Genomic DNA, 17405 nt, shown 5'->3' with positions numbered 1-17405 from the left:
GACAACGAACCAGATGGAATATTTAAAGACATGAGCGACCTAGAACTCGACCCGCAAGCCCTGCAACAGGAAGAAAACTCCCTGATCGCCCTGCGCAAGGAAAAGCTTGCTGCCGAGCGTGCCAAGGGCAATGCCTTCCCGAACGACTTCCGCCGCGAAAACTACTGCGAGCAACTGCAGAAACAGTACGCGGACAAGACCAAGGAAGAGCTGGCAGAGGCTGCGATCCCGGTCAAGGTTGCCGGTCGTATCATGCTCAACCGTGGCTCGTTCATGGTGATCCAGGACATGACCGGGCGCATCCAGGTCTACGTCAACCGTAAAACCCTGTCCGAAGAAACCCTGGCCGCGGTGAAAACCTGGGACATGGGCGACATCATCGCCGCCGAGGGCACCCTGGCACGTTCCGGCAAAGGCGACCTGTACGTTGAAATGACCAGCGTGCGCCTGCTGACCAAATCCCTGCGCCCGCTGCCGGACAAGCACCACGGCCTGACCGACACCGAACAGCGCTACCGTCAGCGCTACGTTGACCTGATCGTCAACGAAGACGTGCGCCAGACTTTCCGCGTGCGTTCGCAAGTCATCGCCCACATCCGCAGCTTCCTGATGAAGCGTGACTTCCTGGAAGTGGAAACGCCGATGCTGCAGACCATTCCTGGCGGCGCGGCAGCCAAGCCGTTTGAAACCCACCACAATGCGTTGGACATGGGCATGTTCCTGCGTATCGCGCCGGAGCTGTACCTCAAGCGCCTTGTTGTTGGCGGGTTTGAAAAAGTGTTCGAGATCAACCGCAACTTCCGTAACGAAGGCGTTTCGACTCGTCACAACCCTGAATTCACCATGTTGGAGTTCTACCAGGCTTACGCCGACTACGAAGACAACATGGACCTGACCGAAGAACTGTTCCGCGAACTGGCTCAGCTGGTTCTGGGCAGCACCGACGTGCCGTACGGCGACAAGGTGTTCCACTTCGGCGAGCCGTTCGTGCGTCTGTCGGTGTTCGACTCGATCCTCAAGTACAACCCTGAGCTGACCGCTGACGACCTGAACGACATCGACAAGGCTCGCGCTATCGCGAAGAAGGCCGGCGCCAAGGTGCTGGGTTTCGAAGGCCTGGGCAAGCTGCAGGTGATGATTTTCGAAGAGCTGGTCGAGCACAAGCTGGAACAGCCGCACTTCATTACCCAGTACCCGTTCGAAGTGTCGCCGCTGGCCCGTCGTAACGACGAGAACCCGAACGTCACCGACCGTTTCGAGCTGTTCATCGGTGGTCGTGAAATCGCCAACGCCTACTCCGAGTTGAACGACGCGGAAGACCAGGCCGAGCGTTTCATGGCGCAGGTGGCCGACAAGGACGCCGGCGACGACGAAGCCATGCACTACGATGCCGACTTCGTTCGCGCGCTGGAGTACGGCATGCCGCCAACGGCGGGTGAAGGCATCGGCATCGACCGTCTGGTGATGTTGCTGACCAACTCACCGTCGATCCGCGACGTGATCCTGTTCCCGCACATGCGGCCGCAAGCGTAAGTGCTTCAATTGAAAAACCGCCTTTTCAGGCGGTTTTTTATTGCCTGTCTGGTACAAACGTATCAACTTGTTACTTTCATCTGAGAGGAAATACCTGTCGTGATTCGTGCAATGGCTCAAGAAGGTGCAGCGGGTATCGCCACTGCGGTCGCTGAAAGCGTTCAGTACCAGGGTCGCAAGGCCAGCCGACAGGGCAGTGAACAGCGACGACAGGACATTCTCGACGCCGCGATGCGCATTGTCGTGCGCGATGGCGTGCGTGCTGTCCGGCACCGTGCCGTGGCCGCCGAGGCGCAAGTGCCGTTGTCCGCGACCACTTACTATTTCAAGGATATCGATGACTTGCTCACCGATACCTTCGCCCAGTACGTGGAGCGCAGTGCGGCTTACATGGGCAAGCTGTGGGTGAACAACGAGGGGCTGTTGCGCGACATGATCGCCAGTGGCGATGGCAGCCCGCAGGCGCGCTCGAAACTGGCGGACGACATTGCGCGGCTGATGACCGATTACGTTCACCGGCAACTGGTCAATCGCCGTGAACATTTGATGGCCGAGCAGGCGTTCCGCCAGGAAGCGTTGCTGAACCCGCGCCTGGCCGAACTGGTGCGCTCGCATCAGCAAATCCTGTTGCAGGGCTCCTGCCAGCTGTTCCAGGTGCTGGGCTCGCGCGAGCCGCATCAGGATGCCAAGGTGTTGACGGCGATTATCGGTCGGATGGAATATCAGGGGCTGCTCAACGCAGGCGAGCCTGCCGCCGAAGAGGAAATGCTCGGCATCCTGACGCGCTACATGCATCTGGTGCTGGCGTCGGTCTAATCCCGGCGGAGACCTGCCCCTGTAGGAGCGAGCTTGCTCGCGATGGAGTGTCAGTCGACACCAATGTTGCTGAACCACCATCGCGAGCAAGCTCGCTCCTACAGGGGCGGGAGTGCAGTTTAGGTCGGCGCTGTGTTCATAGGGAGTGTTGAATGAAAGCCTGGCGTGTCGTTGTGATCGCCTTGTCGTTCCTGCTGCTCGGTGGCTGTCTGGTGACCTTCAAGGAGCCGCTGCCTGCAAGTGAACCTGCGCCCAAGGGATTGCTCGGCAAATGGACCAGCACCAATGGCTGGGGCGAGCCGCTCAACCTCGAACTGACCCGCATCGGCGACAACCGTTATCAGGCCGTCAGCTATTACCGGGCCAGGCCCAGGGAGCGGGAGGCCTATTCCTTCACGGTATCGCGCCATGGCAGCCGCTGGTATCTGTCGGCGAAGGTGCCGGCGCAGTTCGGCGGGTATTTCACCATTGCCGGGTTCGAACTCACCGACAAGCATGAACTGGTGGTGTACAACCTCGACCTCGAGCAGATCAAGCAGGCACTGGGGCAGAAGGCACTCAGTGGCGAAAGCTTTCAGACCGACGATGGCGATGGTGTGTTGATCAACAGCCAGATGGACCAGGTATCGGCCTACCTCGACGACCCGGCCAATTCCGATGTGTTCGTCGAAGCGCTGCGCTACCAGCGTCAGGCCAAAACCAAATAACCGGCAACAACGGGTTTCTACAGGAGTTTCGCGTGGACGATTACCAACAGTCGATACGCATTTTGTCCGATCGCATCGTGTTGGCGCAGACACCGATCCGTGTCCTTGATGCGGTCAAATGGGACGACAACATTCGCAAGGGCTTCCTCAAGGCCAAGGGCAAGGAAATGCCGGCAGTGGACCGTGACTACTACCTCAACCGGCCACTGGCGTTCGATTCCAGCAAAGTGAAGCTGGAGTTCCAGAATATCGAGCGCGACATCACCCGCCAGCTTGGCCAGTTCAACCCGGTCGGCCAGATCATGCGGCGCATGTGCAAGGAATACCGCATGGTGGTGCGCATGCTCGAAGCGCGCGGCACCGAGGATTTCGGCCTGATTTCCCAGGAGCTGTATGGCGCCGCGTCCGATGCATTCCATGCCGGCGACCCGACCCTCTCCGACCTGGGCATGATGCTGTCCGAGTACCTGAACAACATCGACGGTCGTGGCGATCTGAAAGATGAACCGAAAACGCTGACTGCCAAGGATGCGGTCGACATGTTGCAGCATCGCTTGAACAAGGTGTTTGGCGAAGCCGAGGAAACCATTCGGGTGTTCGAGTCCGACGGGATTGTCGCCGATGCGGCGGCCGGTGCCGACTACATCAAGATCCGCACCGACGCGATGTTCAACGAGCGTGACGTGCGGGCCCTGGAAGTCCACGAAGGGCTGGTGCATGTAGGTACGACACTCAATGGCCTGAATCAGCCGATCTGCACCTTTCTGTCCAAGGGGCCGCCCTCGTCGACGGTGACCCAGGAAGGCCTGGCGATCCTGATGGAAATCATCACCTTTGCCTCCTACCCGAGCCGCCTGCGCAAACTGACCAACCGCACGCGGGCCATTCACATGGTGGAGGAGGGTGCGGATTTCCTGCAGGTGTTCGAGTTCTTCCGCGAACAAGGCTTCGAGATGCCCGAGAGCTACAGCAACGCCAGCCGCGTGTTCCGCGGCTCGGTGCCGACAGGTCTGCCATTTACCAAAGACTTGTCCTACCTCAAGGGCTTCATCATGATTTACAACTACATTCAGTTGGCGGTGCGTAAAGGCAAGCTGGAGCAGATACCGCTGTTGTTCTGTGGCAAGACCACCCTGGAAGACATGCGCACCTTGCGCCAGTTGGTGGATGAAGGCCTGGTGGTACCGCCCAAGTACCTGCCGGAACAGTTCCGTGACATGAACGCGTTGTCGGCGTGGATGTGCTTCTCCAACTTCCTCAACCACCTGAGCCTGGACCGGATCGAGGCGGATTACTCCAACATATTGTGATCCACACACCCCTGTAGGAGCTGGCTTGCCAGCGAACGCCGCACCGCGATTCAACTGACGCACCGCGTTATCGTTCTTCGCTGGCAAGCCAGCTCCTACAAGGGAGTGTCCACACTCACTGCGAGGTTTCACCGGATGAGAACCCTCGGCATCATCTGCCTTCTGCTGGCCTTGAGCGGTTGCAGCTCGCTGCTGTTCTACCCCGAACCCGGCCAGTTGTTCACCCCGGAAAAGGCCGGACTCGAATACCGCACCGTCACCTTGAACACCGCCGATGGCCTCAAGCTGAATGCGTGGTGGCTGCCGGCGAAGCAGGGGGTCGAGGTCAAAGGCACGGTGCTGCACCTGCACGGCAACGGCGGAAACCTGCCCATGCACCTCGGCGGGAGCTTTTGGCTGCCGAAAAATGGTTACCAGGTGTTGCTTGTGGACTATCGCGGTTATGGCTTGTCCGAAGGCAAGCCGAGCCTGCCGGCGATCTATCAGGACATCGATGCGGCGTTCGCCTGGCTGGACAAGGCACCCGAGGTTCAAGGCAAGCCGCTGATCCTGCTCGGCCAGAGTCTCGGAGGCTCGATGGCCGTGCATTACCTGGTCCAGCACCCGCAACGCCAGAAGCAACTCAAGGCCATTGTCCTCGATGGCGCACCCGCCAGTTACCGCAGCGTGGGCCGGTTTGCCCTGAGCACCTCATGGTTGACCTGGCCGTTCCAGGTGCCGTTGTCATGGCTGGTGCCGGACGGCGACAGCGCGATCAACTCCATGGCGCAACTCAAGGATGTGCCGAAACTGCTCTACCACAGCATCGACGATCCGATCGTGCCTCTTTCCAACGGCATCCGACTGTATCAAGCTGCGCCGCCGCCGCGGGTGCTGCAACTGACCCGTGGCGGTCATGTGCAGACGTTCGCCAATCCGGTCTGGCGAAAAGTCATGCTGCGCTATCTTGAAGACCCGCAGCATTTCAACGGTCTGCGCCGCCTGGGCGAAACTCCCAATTACCCGGCACCCGAACATTCAGAAGATGAACCACCAGAGAGTCCGCAATGAGTGAAGAACGCAACGCCATCCCGCTGATCATCACCGGTATCTGCAGCATCCTCGGCACCGTCGGTGCCCTGTGGTGGTACGGCTACCTGCACTTCGCCAAGCCTGAGGATGCGTTGCTGCTCAACGAGTTCACCATGCTCAAGACCATTCCGGGTGAAGACTACAAAGTCTCCCTGGAGCCGGCGGCCCAGGTGGCGCAGTGCATCGATGGGGTGTTGGTGTTGTTTGATACCGAGCAAAAGGGATTGACCGGTGTGCTGGTCAACGACCGCAAGAAAGCGGTGCGGTGCATGGGGCAGGATACGCCGCAGAAGCTGGAACCGTAGATCACCATGTACCTGTCCCTCTCCATTTTCACCAGTGTGGGCTGGACCTGGAGAGGGGCAGTTTGCAATGTGAGCCTACTGCCTTGCGCTAGAGCCAAACATCTTCAAGGCGCGACTTCAAAATTGCGGAAGTTGCCCAACGAGATATTGTCGCCGATGGACTGGATCACTCTCCCGTTGTAACTACCTGCTGGCAACGACGGTAATGGGGCACGCCAGAATCCTGTGGCATCTGCATCAACAGTTTTTACACCCCATTCCTCTCCAACTTTTCGAAAGTAAATATCTACCCTTGCACCGGGGAAGCTCTTACCAGAAAAAATGATGGGATTAGGGGTCGCTGGAGCAGCCGCAACGGGCGTTTCGATTGAAGGCGGAAGTATTCCAGTTGGCTTGCAGTTGGGCAAAAACTCCCCGTTCACGGAAACGGCAATCGTGGCCCCCAAAGCGGAAGCTGTGCATACTTTGACGGTAATACCTGCGGCTTGGTCTTTTAAGATCTTACCGGGGAGTAATGTCGGATCAGCGGTTGTGGCTGTTTCCGGGGTGCCATCGAGTTGGTAATTAATAATGTGGCTATTGTAATAAACACGAGTACTAAATCTTACCCATACCCCCGAGACCCTGTTGTCGGAGGGCGGGAAATTATCGTAAATAGTCGGTTTTCGGAATTCCAACGAAAGATAGTTCAGTGTTCTGCCCGGTTCGCTTGGGTCGTCTGGGCGTGAAATGAGGTATAGCTGAGGCCCTTGAGATCCGAGAACTCCTAGACGATAAAGTCCCGAAGATTTGATCGTCGCTGCTTGCGTATTATCCAGCCAACCTGAATACCATCGATTAAAGGCAGGGTAAAGCGTCCCTCCTCCTGAAACGGTGTCTCCTGTGTCACCAAGAGAAATCGTGTCGCACCCGGTCGGGGCTGTCACAGTTTGATCTTTTTTCGGACATTGTGTGTAGGTACTCCCATGATCGTAGGCCAAATTGTGGCCGAACTCATGATAATAAACATGAGGGCCGCCCGATTGGCCGTATACGTTCATGTTTCTTCCCCAGGCCGATGCGGCGCCACCACATTCGATTACGCTGATGATGTAGTCGAAGCTGTCAGGATCAAGCCCTTGTGCCTTGGCAGCCTTCGCTGCCTCTTCTTGTGCCAAAGGGGCAGGGTATGGCGGCCATTTCTGGTTAGGATCAGCAGGCACTTTTTTTATGCATAAGTCCGGCCGAGGGCCGGACGTATGCTCGATCACTTGACCGGTTAATGCCAGCTTTCCATTAGATGCCGCCAAAATGTAGGAACGCAGTGAAGTGGGGTCCGTGGATAAAGTATGTTTCTCGATCAGTGGCTTGTTCAGAATACGTTCACCCTGCCAATGCACAACGCTTACCAATACCTTCTTAGTCCCCACGACGGGGCGCTGATTGATACCCTCGTTTGGCAATGGAGTGTCATTGGGGATGACGTCCCTTTCGTCATATACAAATTCGCCAACTGCTGAATTATCGGTTAGCGGTTTGTCGAGTTGGGCGCAACCTGCCAAGGTCAGTGCCGTACATAGCGCCGAAAGTAATGTCCGTGCTCTCATGCTGCTGCCTCCTTGATGCCCATGACTTGGGCGGAAGCGTTAGTGTTATTTCTATAACACGGTCTTGCCTACTGACAGAAATGACAGGTCGCGACGAGTGGTCGACCACCAGCAGAAAAAAGAAAGCCCCGCCTGATCGGATCAGAGGGGGGCTTTTTGTTTGCTTGAAGTTAGTTAGCACTCACCGCCGAACGCGGCATCACCGGCTGGTTATCGTTGGAAATCGTCACTTCCACCCGACGATTCATCGCTCGGCCCGACACGCTGCTGTTTTCCGCCACCGGGTATTCCTTGCCGTAACCCTGGGCGACGATACGCGCCGGATCGACGCCCATTTTCACCAGGGCCATGCGCACGGAGTTGGCACGGCGTTTCCGACAGGGATTGGTTATGCGACGCTGTACCGGTGCTGTCGGTATAGCCTTCGACGATCACCTTGCGATCAGGATTTTCCTGGAGGTATTGCGCCAGTTTGTTGATGTTGACCAGGCCGTTGGATTTCAGCTCGGCCTTGTCGGTGGCGAACAGCTCGTCACCGAAGGTCACCAGGGTGCCGCGTTCGGTCTGCTTGGCGTTGAGGCTGTCCTGCAGTTGTTTGATCTGCTGATCACGGGCGTCCAGACGGGCCCGTTGCGCCGAGGTGTTTTTCAGATTGGCTTCAGCGGTGCGCAGGGCGATGGTCTGCTTCGCCACTTCAACACGCCGGTCGGTCAGGTAAGCCAGCTGATCAACTTTGAGCCGCGCCGTTACTGAACGGTGCGCTGGCTTTCCTGACGCAGTTCCTGAACCCCTTGGCGAGAGTCCTTCAACGCTTGTTCGGCTTTCATCGCCTGGGCCTTGCGCTCGGCAACGCGAGCGTCCCACTCAGCCTGTTCGGCGAGGATTTTCGCCTGCTCGTACTTTTTGTCGTGCATGGCGATTTCGGCTTGCTTGAGCTTGTCCTGTGCGGACTTCATTTCTACCGCGGCGAATTCGGTGCCGCCAGCGCTCACGGCGTTGTTGACCGCCGACTCGGTCACGGCGAATTGCTCGGTGGGAGGTTTGCCGGCACAACCGGCCAGCACGGAGCTGCCGCCGATGACCAGGGCAGCCATTTTCAAGCCGTGCTGCGAAGTGAACGAGGATTTGCCATTGCGGGTTTTCATGGTCTTCAACGCCATTGTGCTAACGCCTGAACAACTAAAAAATCCATCCTGGGCAAGGCGCCGCCACCTTGATCTTCCGGACATATTGAAACGGCCGTCCCAGGCGTGGTTACTGGGTTGACCCGAGGTTTTTTAAAAGATCAGAGAAATTAACGTGGAGGAAGTGTAGGAGCGAGCTTGCTCGCGATGGAATTCGACGCTCCGCGTTAATTCAGACACCGCGCGTTTTCGTTGACGACCATCGCGAGCCAGCTCGCTCCTACAGGGAGAGGGGATAGAAAAATCAGTGTTTCTGCTTGTCGTTACCCGCCGACAAATCGTGCAGATGACGACGTGACAACGCGAGAAAACGCGGAGTCGGACCTATGTCTTCGTACAGCGGATCGCCTTCTTCATCGGTGGCGACCACGGTCGAACCTTTCACGTAAGGAAAGCTCTTTTCCAGTTCTTCCAGGGCGGCGCCGATCAGTTCGCCGAGCAGTTCTTCGGGTTGCCGTTTCGGGTACATCTCGATAATCGCCGCCAGCCGAGCGGCAGCCTCAACGTCCAGATGAATCGAGTAGCCGGTGTCGGTCAGGCGACCCTTGGCGTTTTCTTCCCAGTGTCGGGCAAGCTCGCGGATTTTCATATTGACCTCATGGCGCTCCCGCTCGTGGCAGGCAGACAGGGTGAGTGTCCGGCGTTGGCCGGTGACAACCGTTGTACGGCTTATCTTCAGACTAGCTTCAACAGGCAAGGTTTAAAGGCCCTTCGTCGTCTTGCTTGTAAGAACCTGTCTGGGGCGGCACTCTCTAGGGTACTAGCCGCCCGGATTTTTGCTGGAGACCTGCTGATGACCGATATTGATGCACGCTTGCGCGAGGACGTTCACCTGTTGGGTGAGCTGTTGGGCAATACCATTCGTGAACAATATGGCGACGATTTTCTCGACAAGATCGAGCAGATCCGCAAGGGCGCCAAGGCAGACCGGCGCGGCTCCATGGACGCCGAACTCAGTGCCAGCCTCAACCAGTTGAGCGAAGACGAATTGCTGCCGGTAGCGCGGGCGTTCAACCAGTTTCTCAACCTGGCCAACATCGCCGAGCAGTACCAGTTGATTCACCGCCGCGAGGAATCCCAGCAAGCGCCGTTCGAAGCCCGGGTGCTCCCGGAATTGCTCGCCCGCCTGCGCGCCGAGGGGCATGGCGCCGAAGCGCTGGCCCGGCAACTGGGGCGACTGGAAATCGAGCTTGTACTCACCGCGCATCCCACCGAAGTCGCGCGCCGCACGCTGATCCAGAAGTACGATGCAATCGCCGCGCAACTGGCGGCTCAGGATCACCGTGACCTGACCAGTGCAGAGCGCGGGCAGATCAAGACCACCTTGCAGCGCCTGATCGCCGAAGCCTGGCACACCGAAGAAATTCGCCGCACGCGTCCGACGCCGGTGGACGAAGCCAAGTGGGGTTTCGCGGTGATCGAGCATTCGCTGTGGCAGGCCATTCCCAATTATCTGCGCAAGGCCGATCAGGCCCTGCACGCCGCCACCGGCCTGCGCTTGCCACTGGAGGCGGCACCGATTCGCTTTGCCTCGTGGATGGGCGGTGATCGCGACGGCAACCCGAACGTGACGGCGGCGGTGACCCGAGAAGTCTTGTTGTTGGCACGCTGGATGGCGGCTGATCTGTACCTGCGCGATGTCGATCACCTGGCGGCTGAACTGTCGATGCAGAAGGCCAGCGATGAATTGAAAGCCAAGGCGGGAGACAGCGCCGAACCTTACCGGGCAGTGCTCAAACAGCTGCGCGAACGCCTGCGGGCGACGCGCAACTGGGCGCACGCCTCGTTGTCGACGCCAACGCCGGCACCGGCCGATGTGTTGCAAGACAACCGCGAACTGCTCGATCCACTGGAGCTTTGCTATCACTCTTTGCACGAGTGCGGCATGGGCGTGATCGCCGACGGGCCGTTGCTCGACTGCTTGCGCCGGGCAGTGACGTTCGGTCTGTTCCTTGTTCGTCTGGATGTGCGTCAGGACTCCGCGCGGCACACCGCCGCCATGACCGAAATCACCGACTACCTTGGCCTGGGCCGCTACGAGGACTGGAGCGAAGAAGAGCGCATCGCCTTCCTGATGCGCGAATTGAGCAATCGTCGTCCCTTGCTGCCGACGTACTTCAAGCCCTCTGCCGACACCGCCGAAGTGCTGGCGACCTGCCGGGAAATCGCCGCTGCGCCGCAGGCATCCCTCGGTTCCTATGTGATTTCCATGGCCGGTGCGGCTTCCGATGTCCTGGCCGTGCAGTTGTTGCTCAAAGAGTCCGGCGTGTTGCGGCCGATGCGCGTGGTACCGCTGTTCGAAACCCTGGCCGACCTCGACAACGCAGGTCCGGTGATCGAGAAGCTGCTGCTGTTGCCGGGCTATCGCGCGCGCCTGCAAGGGCCGCAGGAAGTGATGATCGGCTACTCCGACTCGGCCAAGGACGCCGGCACCACCGCAGCGGCTTGGGCGCAATACCGGGCGCAGGAGCGACTGGTGGATATCTGCCGCTCGCACGCCGTTGAACTGCTGTTGTTCCACGGTCGCGGTGGCACCGTGGGGCGTGGCGGCGGCCCGGCTCACGCGGCGATCCTGTCACAGCCACCGGGTTCGGTGGCGGGGCGTTTCCGTACCACCGAACAGGGCGAAATGATTCGATTCAAATTCGGCCTGCCGGACATCGCCGAACAGAACCTCAACCTGTACCTGGCCGCCGTGCTCGAGGCGACCTTGCTGCCTCCGCCGCCACCGACGCCTGAGTGGCGCCATTTGATGGACGAGCTGGCTGCAGACGGTGTCAGCGCTTACCGCGCCGTGGTGCGGGAAAATCCGCAGTTCGTGGAGTATTTCCGCCAGTCCACGCCGGAGCAGGAACTCGGTCGTTTGCCACTGGGCAGTCGTCCGGCCAAGCGTCGGGCCGGGGGGATCGAAAGCCTGCGGGCGATTCCGTGGATCTTCGGCTGGACTCAGACGCGCCTGATGCTACCGGCGTGGCTGGGTTGGGAAGCCGCCCTGAGCAAGGCGCTGGAGCGTGGTGAAGGCGAACTGCTGGGGCAGATGCGTGAGCAGTGGCCGTTCTTCCGCACCCGCATCGACATGCTGGAAATGGTGCTGGCCAAGGCTGACGCAGATATCGCCCGGTCCTACGATGAGCGCTTGGTCGAGCCTGACTTGCTGCCATTGGGTGCGCACTTACGCGACCTATTGTCGCAGGCATGCTCCATCGTCCTCGGCTTGACCGGTCAGTCGCAGCTGCTGGCACATAGCCCAGCCACCCTGGAATTCATCCGTCTGCGCAACACCTACCTCGACCCACTTCATCTATTACAGGCCGAGTTACTGGCCCGTTCGCGGCAACCGGATGTGGCGCAGGACAGCCCGGTGGAACAGGCGCTGCTGGTGTCTGTGGCGGGGATTGCCGCCGGTTTGCGAAATACCGGCTAAGGTTTTTGCCGTGGGGACAGGCATCCGGTGCAGGTGTCGGATGCCATTCAATGGTGGGCAAAAAAGTGCTGCCAGGCGACAGTTAATGATGGGGTTGCGACTTGGGGAGCCGTGCCAAAAGGTCACATCAGACCACGGTTTCTCCGACTTTTGGCGGCTTGTGTGGGCGCAGCCTGCTGTGTATCTTGAGCAGCCTTTGGCCGTTTGGGCGGCCACGACCCTATTTTTGAGATTGGCCCCACGAGGCGAATCTGACGTTATCCATATAAAAAATTGAGGAGCACATCGATGCGCGTCATTCTGCTGGGAGCTCCCGGGGCCGGTAAAGGTACTCAGGCTAAGTTCATCACCGAAAAATTCGGCATTCCGCAAATCTCCACCGGCGACATGCTGCGTGCCGCGGTCAAGGCCGGCACCGAGCTGGGCATCAAGGCCAAGAGCATCATGGATGCCGGCGGCCTGGTGTCCGATGACCTGATCATCGCACTGGTCAAGGACCGCATCGCCCAGTCCGACTGCGCCAACGGTTTCCTGTTCGACGGCTTCCCGCGCACCATTCCCCAGGCTGAAGCCCTGGTGACCGCCGGCGTCGAGCTGGATGCAGTGGTTGAAATCGCCGTCGAAGACGAAGAAATCGTCCAGCGTATCGCCGGTCGTCGTGTTCACGAGGCCAGCGGCCGCGTGTACCACATCGTCTACAACCCGCCGAAAACCGCGGGCATTGACGACATCACCGGTGAAGAGCTGGTACAGCGCAAGGACGACACCGAAGAAACCGTGCGTCATCGCCTGTCGGTCTACCATTCGCAGACCAAGCCGCTGGTGGACTTCTACCAGAAGCTGTCGGCTGCCAATGGCAAGCCGCAGTACAGCCATATCGAAGGCGTCGGCTCGGTTGAAGCGATCACCGCCAAGGTACTTGAAGCGCTGAGCTGAAAAACCTGATCCGCTGCATCATCCACGGCCCGCTTGCGGGCCGTAGTTGTTTATACTGGCGCACTTTTTCTGACCTCTTTTACGGAAACATCGATGAGCACCTTGCTGGCCCTGGACACCGCGACTGAAGCCTGCTCCGTTGCCTTGCTGCATGACGGCAAGGTCACGAGCCATTACGAGGTGATCCCGCGCCTGCATGCGCAGAAGCTGTTGCCGATGATCCAGCAATTGCTGGCTGATGCTGGCACCACCCTGCAAGCGGTCGATGCCATCGCGTTCGGTCGTGGCCCGGGTGCCTTCACCGGTGTACGCATCGCCATCGGCGTGGTGCAAGGGCTGGCGTTTGCCCTGGATCGCCCGGTGCTGCCGGTGTCGAACCTGGCCGTGCTGGCGCAACGCGCGTTGCGCGAACACGGCGCCACCCAAGTCGCCGCCGCCATCGATGCGCGCATGGATGAAGTGTATTGGGGTTGCTACCGCGAAACGGCCGGGGAGATGCGCCTGGTGGGTGCGGAAGCGGTACTGCCGCCGGAGTCCGCTGCACTGCCGGCCGATGCCAGTGGCGAGTGGTTTGGCGCCGGGACCGGTTGGGGCTATGGCGAGCGTATCGCCGTCAGCCTGAGCGGGCAGGACGCGGGCATGTTGCCCCACGCCGAAGACTTGCTGACCCTGGCGCGATTTGCCTGGGAACGCGGTGAGGCGATCGTGGCCGACGAAGCGCAGCCGGTTTATCTGCGGGATAAAGTGGCGACGCCTAAAGCACGATAGATTCTCAGGATTGAGTTGGTTCAATCGCGGGCAAGTCGGATCGCCGTCAATTGTCATTTTCTAACCCCGGCTTTTAAACCTTTTGCCTTTTATGTGTTCTAGTTATCACTCGGCGGTTTGCGAAGTGGATATTGCGCCACTAAACTGCCATCACTGATTCCGAGTATGCACATATGCGTATAGACGGCGTTTCCTCTCAGTCCTACCCCATCAAGCGCAAACCGCGCAAAGACCGCGTGGTGGAAGACGATGCCATCGATATCGAAGGCGAACTGGAATTCCCGACTGAAGAGCAACTGGCTGCCCGCGCCGCCAAAGCCTCTGCGCAAAAACTGAGCAATCTTCCCGCCCGTCAGCAAGACTTGATTTACCACCGTGCCATGAGCAAAAGCGTGGCGACAGCCTTGGCCAGCTACCTGAGCACTGCCGGTTTCGTCGATTGGGAAGCGGATGTGCTGAGGCTCGACCTGTACATCTGATGTTGCTGCCGTATTACCTCGGTTGTCCGTCCTGGAGCGAGAACGCCTGGCGCGATTACCTGTATCCGCCAGACGCCAAAACCGCTGATTTTCTTGACCTCTATTGCCAGGTATTCAATGCCGTAGAAGGCAACACGACCTTCTACGCGAGCCCGGCTGCCAGCACCGTGCAGCGTTGGGCCGACACCATGCCCGAACATTTTCGTTTCACCGCCAAGTTTCCCGGCGAGATCAGCCACGGTGGCGATCTGCGCGAGCAACTGACCGCCGCCGACACCTTCCTGCAATTACTCAGCCCGCTCGGTGAACGGGTGTCGCCATTGTGGCTGCAGCTGTCGAAAAGCTTCACGCCGCAACGCTTGCCCGAACTGGCCGGATTTATCGATGCCCTGCAGCGGCCGCTGGCCGTGGAGGTGCGGCATGACGACTTTTTCGCCAGGGGAGACAGCGAGCGCATGCTCAATCGCCTGCTACTGGATCGCGGTGTCGAACGCATCTGTCTCGATCCCCGCGCACTGTTCAGTTGCACGTCTACCGAGGCTTCGGTGCTGCACGCCCAGTCGAAGAAACCCCGTGTGCCACCACGTCCGGCGGCATTCACGCAGTTCCCGCAGGTGCGTTTTATCGGCCACCCGATGCTGGAGGCCAACGATACGTTTCTGGAGCCATGGGTCGAGAAAATCGCGCTATGGATCGAAGAAGGCCGCACGCCGTACATCTTCCTGCACACGGCCGACAACCTGCTGGCGGCGAAACTGGCGCAGCGTTTTCATGCCCGACTGATGCTGCGTTTGCCTGGCTTGCCGGCGCTGCCTGAGCTATACAGAGAACCCGTCGCCGAGCAACTTGGCCTGCTCTGAGGCGGATTCTTTCCCCCTCTCCAGGAGCCTGCCCAATGGATGCGCAAACCCTTCGAGCCCAGGCGTTCAAAGCCCTTCATGAGCGCACCGGCGTTTTTGTGATTCCCAATCCGTGGGATGCCGGTTCGGCGAAAATGCTTGCCAGCCTCGGCTTCGAGGCGTTGGCGACCACCAGTGCCGGTTATGCCTTTTCCCAAGGTCGTGCCGATGGCGGATTGACCCTCGACGATACCCTGTTGAACGTTCGGGCAATTGTCGCCGCCAGCGACTTGCCGGTTGCCGTCGACCTGGAAAACGGCTTTGCCGACAACCCCGCGGATTGCGCCAAAAGTATCCTGCGTGCAGCAGAGGCCGGAGCCGTCGGTGGTTCGATTGAAGATGCCACCGGTCGCGAAGAAGGCCCGATCTATTGTTTCGAACACGCCGTGGCGCGAATCGAGGCCTCTGTCGCTGCCGCTCGCCGTTTGCCGTTCCCCTTCACATTGACCGCACGGGCCGAAAACTTCCTGCACGGCAATCCCGATCTGGACGACACCATCCGCCGCTTGCAGGCATTCGCCGAGGCCGGTGCCGATGTGCTTTACGCGCCTGGTCTGCGCAGCGCCGAGGAGGTGTTGGCCGTGGTGCGCGCCGTGGCGCCAAAGCCGGTGAATGTGTTGATGTCGGGCGGCTTGAAGCTGACGGTCGCGCAGTTGGGTGAAATGGGCGTCAAACGCATCAGCGTGGGCTCGGCGCTGGCTCTGGCGGCGTATGGAGAATTCTTTCGCGCCGCCGAAGAGATTCAGAAATCAGGCACGTTCGGTTTCACTTCGCGGTCGATGCCGTATCAGAAGGCCAATCAATTCTTCAAAGGCTGAACACGGGATTTGCAAGGGCGGCTGAGGATCAGGCGGCGATGCGCAGGTTCTGCAGGATGATCGGGCGGGCCCAGCCATTGTCGAAATCGAGTTGTTTCTGCTGTTCCACCCGTTCTTCTGGCGAGAATGGCGGGAACGGCTTGTCGAGCAGATCGAGTTCGAATTCGGCGATCGGCAGGTGCAGCGGACGTGGTTGCGGGGCAGGGCCGGCTTCTGGCAGCGGCTGACTGGCGTTCAGCACGATCGGGCGCACCCAGCCGCTTTCGAAGTCCTGTTGTTTTTGCTGGGCGACGATTTCATCCGCCGGGAACGCTGGGCGTGGTTTGTCTGCCAGGTCCATTTCGAATTCGGCAATCGGCAGGAACAGCGGCTCGGGCGGGCGGGCCGGGGTGTCCTTCACGTCGCATTCGCGCTGGGACACGATGTGCGCCAGCAGGTCGCTGCCAACGGTGGGTTCAACCGGGCTTTCGAGATCGACCGGTGGAAAGTTCAGCGATTTCGGCAGCACTTCACCCGACTGTTCGGCCAGCGCCCGGGCAAAGAAATCCTGCCAGATGTGGCTGACGCCGCTCAGTGCCTGGGTGTTTCGCAGGTTGTAGTCGCCGTAGGGCGAGATAAAACCTGTGATTGTGGGTTGAATGTCTGACATTTCTCTCGGTCGACGCTCAGCTCTGGCAAAATGCTCGATAGTTTTGTTATCGGCCGTTTTTGCCGATCATTAATTTTTTGAGCGTGTTTTCCGATGATTGATCAACCTGCGGCCTGCCGCATCCATGTCCAGGCCCTGGACGCGGCTTTCGAGCCACAAGCCGAGCAATGGGCCGAGCGTCTGGGCTTGCCGATGCAAGTGGCGGACGGCGAATTTGCCTTGCAGGTGGGTGACCAGGGTTTGCAGCTGCAACAGCTGGGGCCGGATGCACCGGGGCCGGTGCGGGTGGATTTCGTCGAGGGCGGTGCGGCCCATCGCCGGTTGTACGGCGGTGGCAGCGGGCAGATGATCGCCAAGGCCGTTGGCGTCGCCCAAGGCGTGCGTCCGCGGGTACTGGATGCCACGGCGGGGCTGGGCAAGGACGCGTTCGTGTTGGCCAGCCTTGGTTGCGAGATGAGCCTGATCGAGCGTCAGCCGCTGATCGGTGCCCTTCTGGAAGACGGCCTGGCCCGTGGCGCGGAAGATTTCGACGTGGCGCCGATCGTGGCGCGCATGCGCTTGCTCAAGGGCAATTCGATCGAGGTGATGCGCAACTGGGAGGGCGAGCCGCCGCAGGTGATCTACCTCGACCCGATGTTCCCGCACCGCGAGAAAACCGCGCTGGTGAAGAAGGAAATGCGCCTGTTCCGGCCGCTGGTCGGCGATGACCCGGATGCACCGGCATTGCTCGAAGCCGCGTTGGCCCTGGCCAGCCACCGGGTGGTGGTCAAGCGTCCGCGCAAGGCGCCTTGCATCGAAGGGCCGAAGCCGAGCCATGCGCTGGATGGCAAGTCCAGTCGGTATGACATCTATCCGAAGAAGGCGCTCAAGCCTTAAGACCGAGTCGCCTTCATCGCTGGCAAGCCAGCTCCTACAGAAAA

At 59.6% G+C, this 17405-nt stretch carries 17 protein-coding genes and 1 pseudogene; 13 read left to right on the top strand and 5 right to left on the bottom strand.

The features are described 5' to 3' along the window. The first annotated feature begins 30 nt into the window (after nt 1–30). The 6 genes from lysS (at nt 31) to PMI31_RS17815 (ending at nt 5742) form a co-directional block, all read left to right on the top strand. On the top strand, nt 31–1533 hold the full coding sequence (lysS, locus tag PMI31_RS17840) for a lysine--tRNA ligase (protein WP_008019605.1): 1503 nt from the start codon (nt 31–33) through the stop codon (nt 1531–1533). A gap of 99 nt (nt 1534–1632) precedes the next feature. Beyond that, entirely contained in the window at nt 1633–2349 is a 717-nt protein-coding gene (locus tag PMI31_RS17835; protein ID WP_008019604.1) for a TetR/AcrR family transcriptional regulator, read from the top strand. Nucleotides 2350–2501: 152 nt separating this feature from the next. Next, nucleotides 2502–3056 carry a hypothetical protein gene (locus PMI31_RS17830; RefSeq protein WP_008019602.1) on the top strand — a complete coding sequence of 185 codons (555 nt, stop codon included), beginning with the start codon at nt 2502–2504 and terminating at the stop codon, nt 3054–3056. 32 nt (nt 3057–3088) lie between these two features. Further along, a complete protein-coding gene (locus tag PMI31_RS17825; protein WP_008019601.1) occupies nt 3089–4366 on the top strand; it encodes a flavohemoglobin expression-modulating QEGLA motif protein in 1278 nt (425 codons plus the stop codon). Nucleotides 4367–4501: 135 nt separating this feature from the next. Beyond that, complete coding sequence (locus tag PMI31_RS17820) at nt 4502–5416, top strand: alpha/beta hydrolase (protein ID WP_008019599.1); 915 nt, start codon at nt 4502–4504, stop codon at nt 5414–5416. Next, on the top strand, nt 5413–5742 hold the full coding sequence (locus PMI31_RS17815; RefSeq protein ID WP_008019598.1) for a hypothetical protein: 330 nt from the start codon (nt 5413–5415) through the stop codon (nt 5740–5742). The genes PMI31_RS17820 and PMI31_RS17815 overlap by 4 nt, the downstream gene beginning before the upstream one ends. 104 nt (nt 5743–5846) lie before the next feature. Here the strand turns inward: PMI31_RS17815 and PMI31_RS30090 are convergent, their stop codons facing one another. The 4 genes and pseudogenes from PMI31_RS30090 to PMI31_RS17800 form a co-directional block, all read right to left on the bottom strand. Beyond that, entirely contained in the window at nt 5847–7328 is a 1482-nt protein-coding gene (locus PMI31_RS30090; RefSeq protein ID WP_008019596.1) for a hypothetical protein, read from the bottom strand. Nucleotides 7329–7498: 170 nt separating this feature from the next. Continuing rightward, a pseudogene (locus tag PMI31_RS17810) lies at nt 7499–8192 on the bottom strand (OmpA family protein). After that, nucleotides 8075–8488 (bottom strand): DUF4398 domain-containing protein, encoded by a 414-nt coding sequence (locus PMI31_RS30085; protein ID WP_008019592.1) that lies wholly within the window; start codon nt 8486–8488, stop codon nt 8075–8077. The pseudogene PMI31_RS17810 and the gene PMI31_RS30085 overlap by 118 nt, the downstream one beginning before the upstream one ends. A 268-nt stretch (nt 8489–8756) precedes the next feature. Beyond that, complete coding sequence (locus tag PMI31_RS17800; protein ID WP_008019591.1) at nt 8757–9101, bottom strand: hypothetical protein; 345 nt, start codon at nt 9099–9101, stop codon at nt 8757–8759. Between the two features lie 204 nt (nt 9102–9305). Between PMI31_RS17800 and ppc the strand changes: the two genes are divergently transcribed. The 6 genes from ppc to PMI31_RS17770 all read left to right on the top strand — a co-directional run bounded on the left by ppc (nt 9306) and on the right by PMI31_RS17770 (nt 15836). Continuing rightward, the gene (gene ppc, locus PMI31_RS17795; protein ID WP_008019590.1) at nt 9306–11936 is read left to right on the top strand and encodes a phosphoenolpyruvate carboxylase; all 2631 of its coding nucleotides are present in this window, start codon (nt 9306–9308) and stop codon (nt 11934–11936) included. A gap of 288 nt (nt 11937–12224) precedes the next feature. Next, entirely contained in the window at nt 12225–12872 is a 648-nt protein-coding gene (gene adk, locus PMI31_RS17790; protein WP_008019588.1) for an adenylate kinase, read from the top strand. 93 nt (nt 12873–12965) lie between these two features. Beyond that, entirely contained in the window at nt 12966–13640 is a 675-nt protein-coding gene (gene tsaB / locus PMI31_RS17785; RefSeq protein WP_008019587.1) for a tRNA (adenosine(37)-N6)-threonylcarbamoyltransferase complex dimerization subunit type 1 TsaB, read from the top strand. 173 nt (nt 13641–13813) lie between these two features. Continuing rightward, nucleotides 13814–14119, top strand: coding sequence for a hypothetical protein (locus tag PMI31_RS17780; RefSeq protein WP_008019586.1), 306 nt, complete (start codon nt 13814–13816; stop codon nt 14117–14119). Next, nucleotides 14119–14979 (top strand): DUF72 domain-containing protein, encoded by an 861-nt coding sequence (locus PMI31_RS17775; RefSeq protein ID WP_008019585.1) that lies wholly within the window; start codon nt 14119–14121, stop codon nt 14977–14979. The genes PMI31_RS17780 and PMI31_RS17775 overlap by 1 nt, the downstream gene beginning before the upstream one ends. Before the next feature lie 35 nt (nt 14980–15014). Beyond that, nucleotides 15015–15836, top strand: a complete 822-nt coding sequence (locus PMI31_RS17770) for an isocitrate lyase/PEP mutase family protein (RefSeq protein WP_008019584.1) — start codon at nt 15015–15017, stop codon at nt 15834–15836. A gap of 28 nt (nt 15837–15864) precedes the next feature. Here the strand turns inward: PMI31_RS17770 and PMI31_RS17765 are convergent, their stop codons facing one another. Then, nucleotides 15865–16485: a hypothetical protein gene (locus tag PMI31_RS17765; protein ID WP_008019583.1), complete on the bottom strand. Its 621-nt coding sequence runs from the start codon at nt 16483–16485 to the stop codon at nt 15865–15867. 93 nt (nt 16486–16578) lie between these two features. On the opposite strand from PMI31_RS17765, the gene PMI31_RS17760 reads away from it, so the two are divergent. Continuing rightward, nucleotides 16579–17361: a class I SAM-dependent methyltransferase gene (locus PMI31_RS17760; protein WP_008019582.1), complete on the top strand. Its 783-nt coding sequence runs from the start codon at nt 16579–16581 to the stop codon at nt 17359–17361. The last annotated feature ends 44 nt before the right edge of the window (nt 17362–17405 follow it).

The sequence above is a fragment of the Pseudomonas sp. GM55 genome, from assembly GCF_000282395.1.
Lineage (GTDB): Bacteria > Pseudomonadota > Gammaproteobacteria > Pseudomonadales > Pseudomonadaceae > Aquipseudomonas > Aquipseudomonas fluorescens_CC.
This window is presented reverse-complemented; position numbering and strand designations above follow the sequence as displayed.

Excerpts from the sequence above, each read along its gene's own strand:
- PMI31_RS17770 (WP_008019584.1), top strand. The coding sequence starts at position 15,015 with ATGGATGCGCAAACCCTTCGAGCCCAGGCGTTCAAAGCCCTTCATGAG.
- lysS (WP_008019605.1), top strand. The coding sequence starts at position 31 with ATGAGCGACCTAGAACTCGACCCGCAAGCCCTGCAACAGGAAGAAAAC.
- PMI31_RS17815 (WP_008019598.1), top strand. The coding sequence starts at position 5,413 with ATGAGTGAAGAACGCAACGCCATCCCGCTGATCATCACCGGTATCTGC.
- PMI31_RS17765 (WP_008019583.1), bottom strand. The coding sequence starts at position 16,485 with ATGTCAGACATTCAACCCACAATCACAGGTTTTATCTCGCCCTACGGC.
- tsaB (WP_008019587.1), top strand. The coding sequence starts at position 12,966 with ATGAGCACCTTGCTGGCCCTGGACACCGCGACTGAAGCCTGCTCCGTT.
- PMI31_RS17775 (WP_008019585.1), top strand. The coding sequence starts at position 14,119 with ATGTTGCTGCCGTATTACCTCGGTTGTCCGTCCTGGAGCGAGAACGCC.
- PMI31_RS17760 (WP_008019582.1), top strand. The coding sequence starts at position 16,579 with ATGATTGATCAACCTGCGGCCTGCCGCATCCATGTCCAGGCCCTGGAC.
- PMI31_RS30090 (WP_008019596.1), bottom strand. The coding sequence starts at position 7,328 with ATGAGAGCACGGACATTACTTTCGGCGCTATGTACGGCACTGACCTTG.
- PMI31_RS30085 (WP_008019592.1), bottom strand. The coding sequence starts at position 8,488 with ATGGCGTTGAAGACCATGAAAACCCGCAATGGCAAATCCTCGTTCACT.
- ppc (WP_008019590.1), top strand. The coding sequence starts at position 9,306 with ATGACCGATATTGATGCACGCTTGCGCGAGGACGTTCACCTGTTGGGT.
- adk (WP_008019588.1), top strand. The coding sequence starts at position 12,225 with ATGCGCGTCATTCTGCTGGGAGCTCCCGGGGCCGGTAAAGGTACTCAG.
- PMI31_RS17820 (WP_008019599.1), top strand. The coding sequence starts at position 4,502 with ATGAGAACCCTCGGCATCATCTGCCTTCTGCTGGCCTTGAGCGGTTGC.
- PMI31_RS17780 (WP_008019586.1), top strand. The coding sequence starts at position 13,814 with ATGCGTATAGACGGCGTTTCCTCTCAGTCCTACCCCATCAAGCGCAAA.
- PMI31_RS17830 (WP_008019602.1), top strand. The coding sequence starts at position 2,502 with ATGAAAGCCTGGCGTGTCGTTGTGATCGCCTTGTCGTTCCTGCTGCTC.
- PMI31_RS17800 (WP_008019591.1), bottom strand. The coding sequence starts at position 9,101 with ATGAAAATCCGCGAGCTTGCCCGACACTGGGAAGAAAACGCCAAGGGT.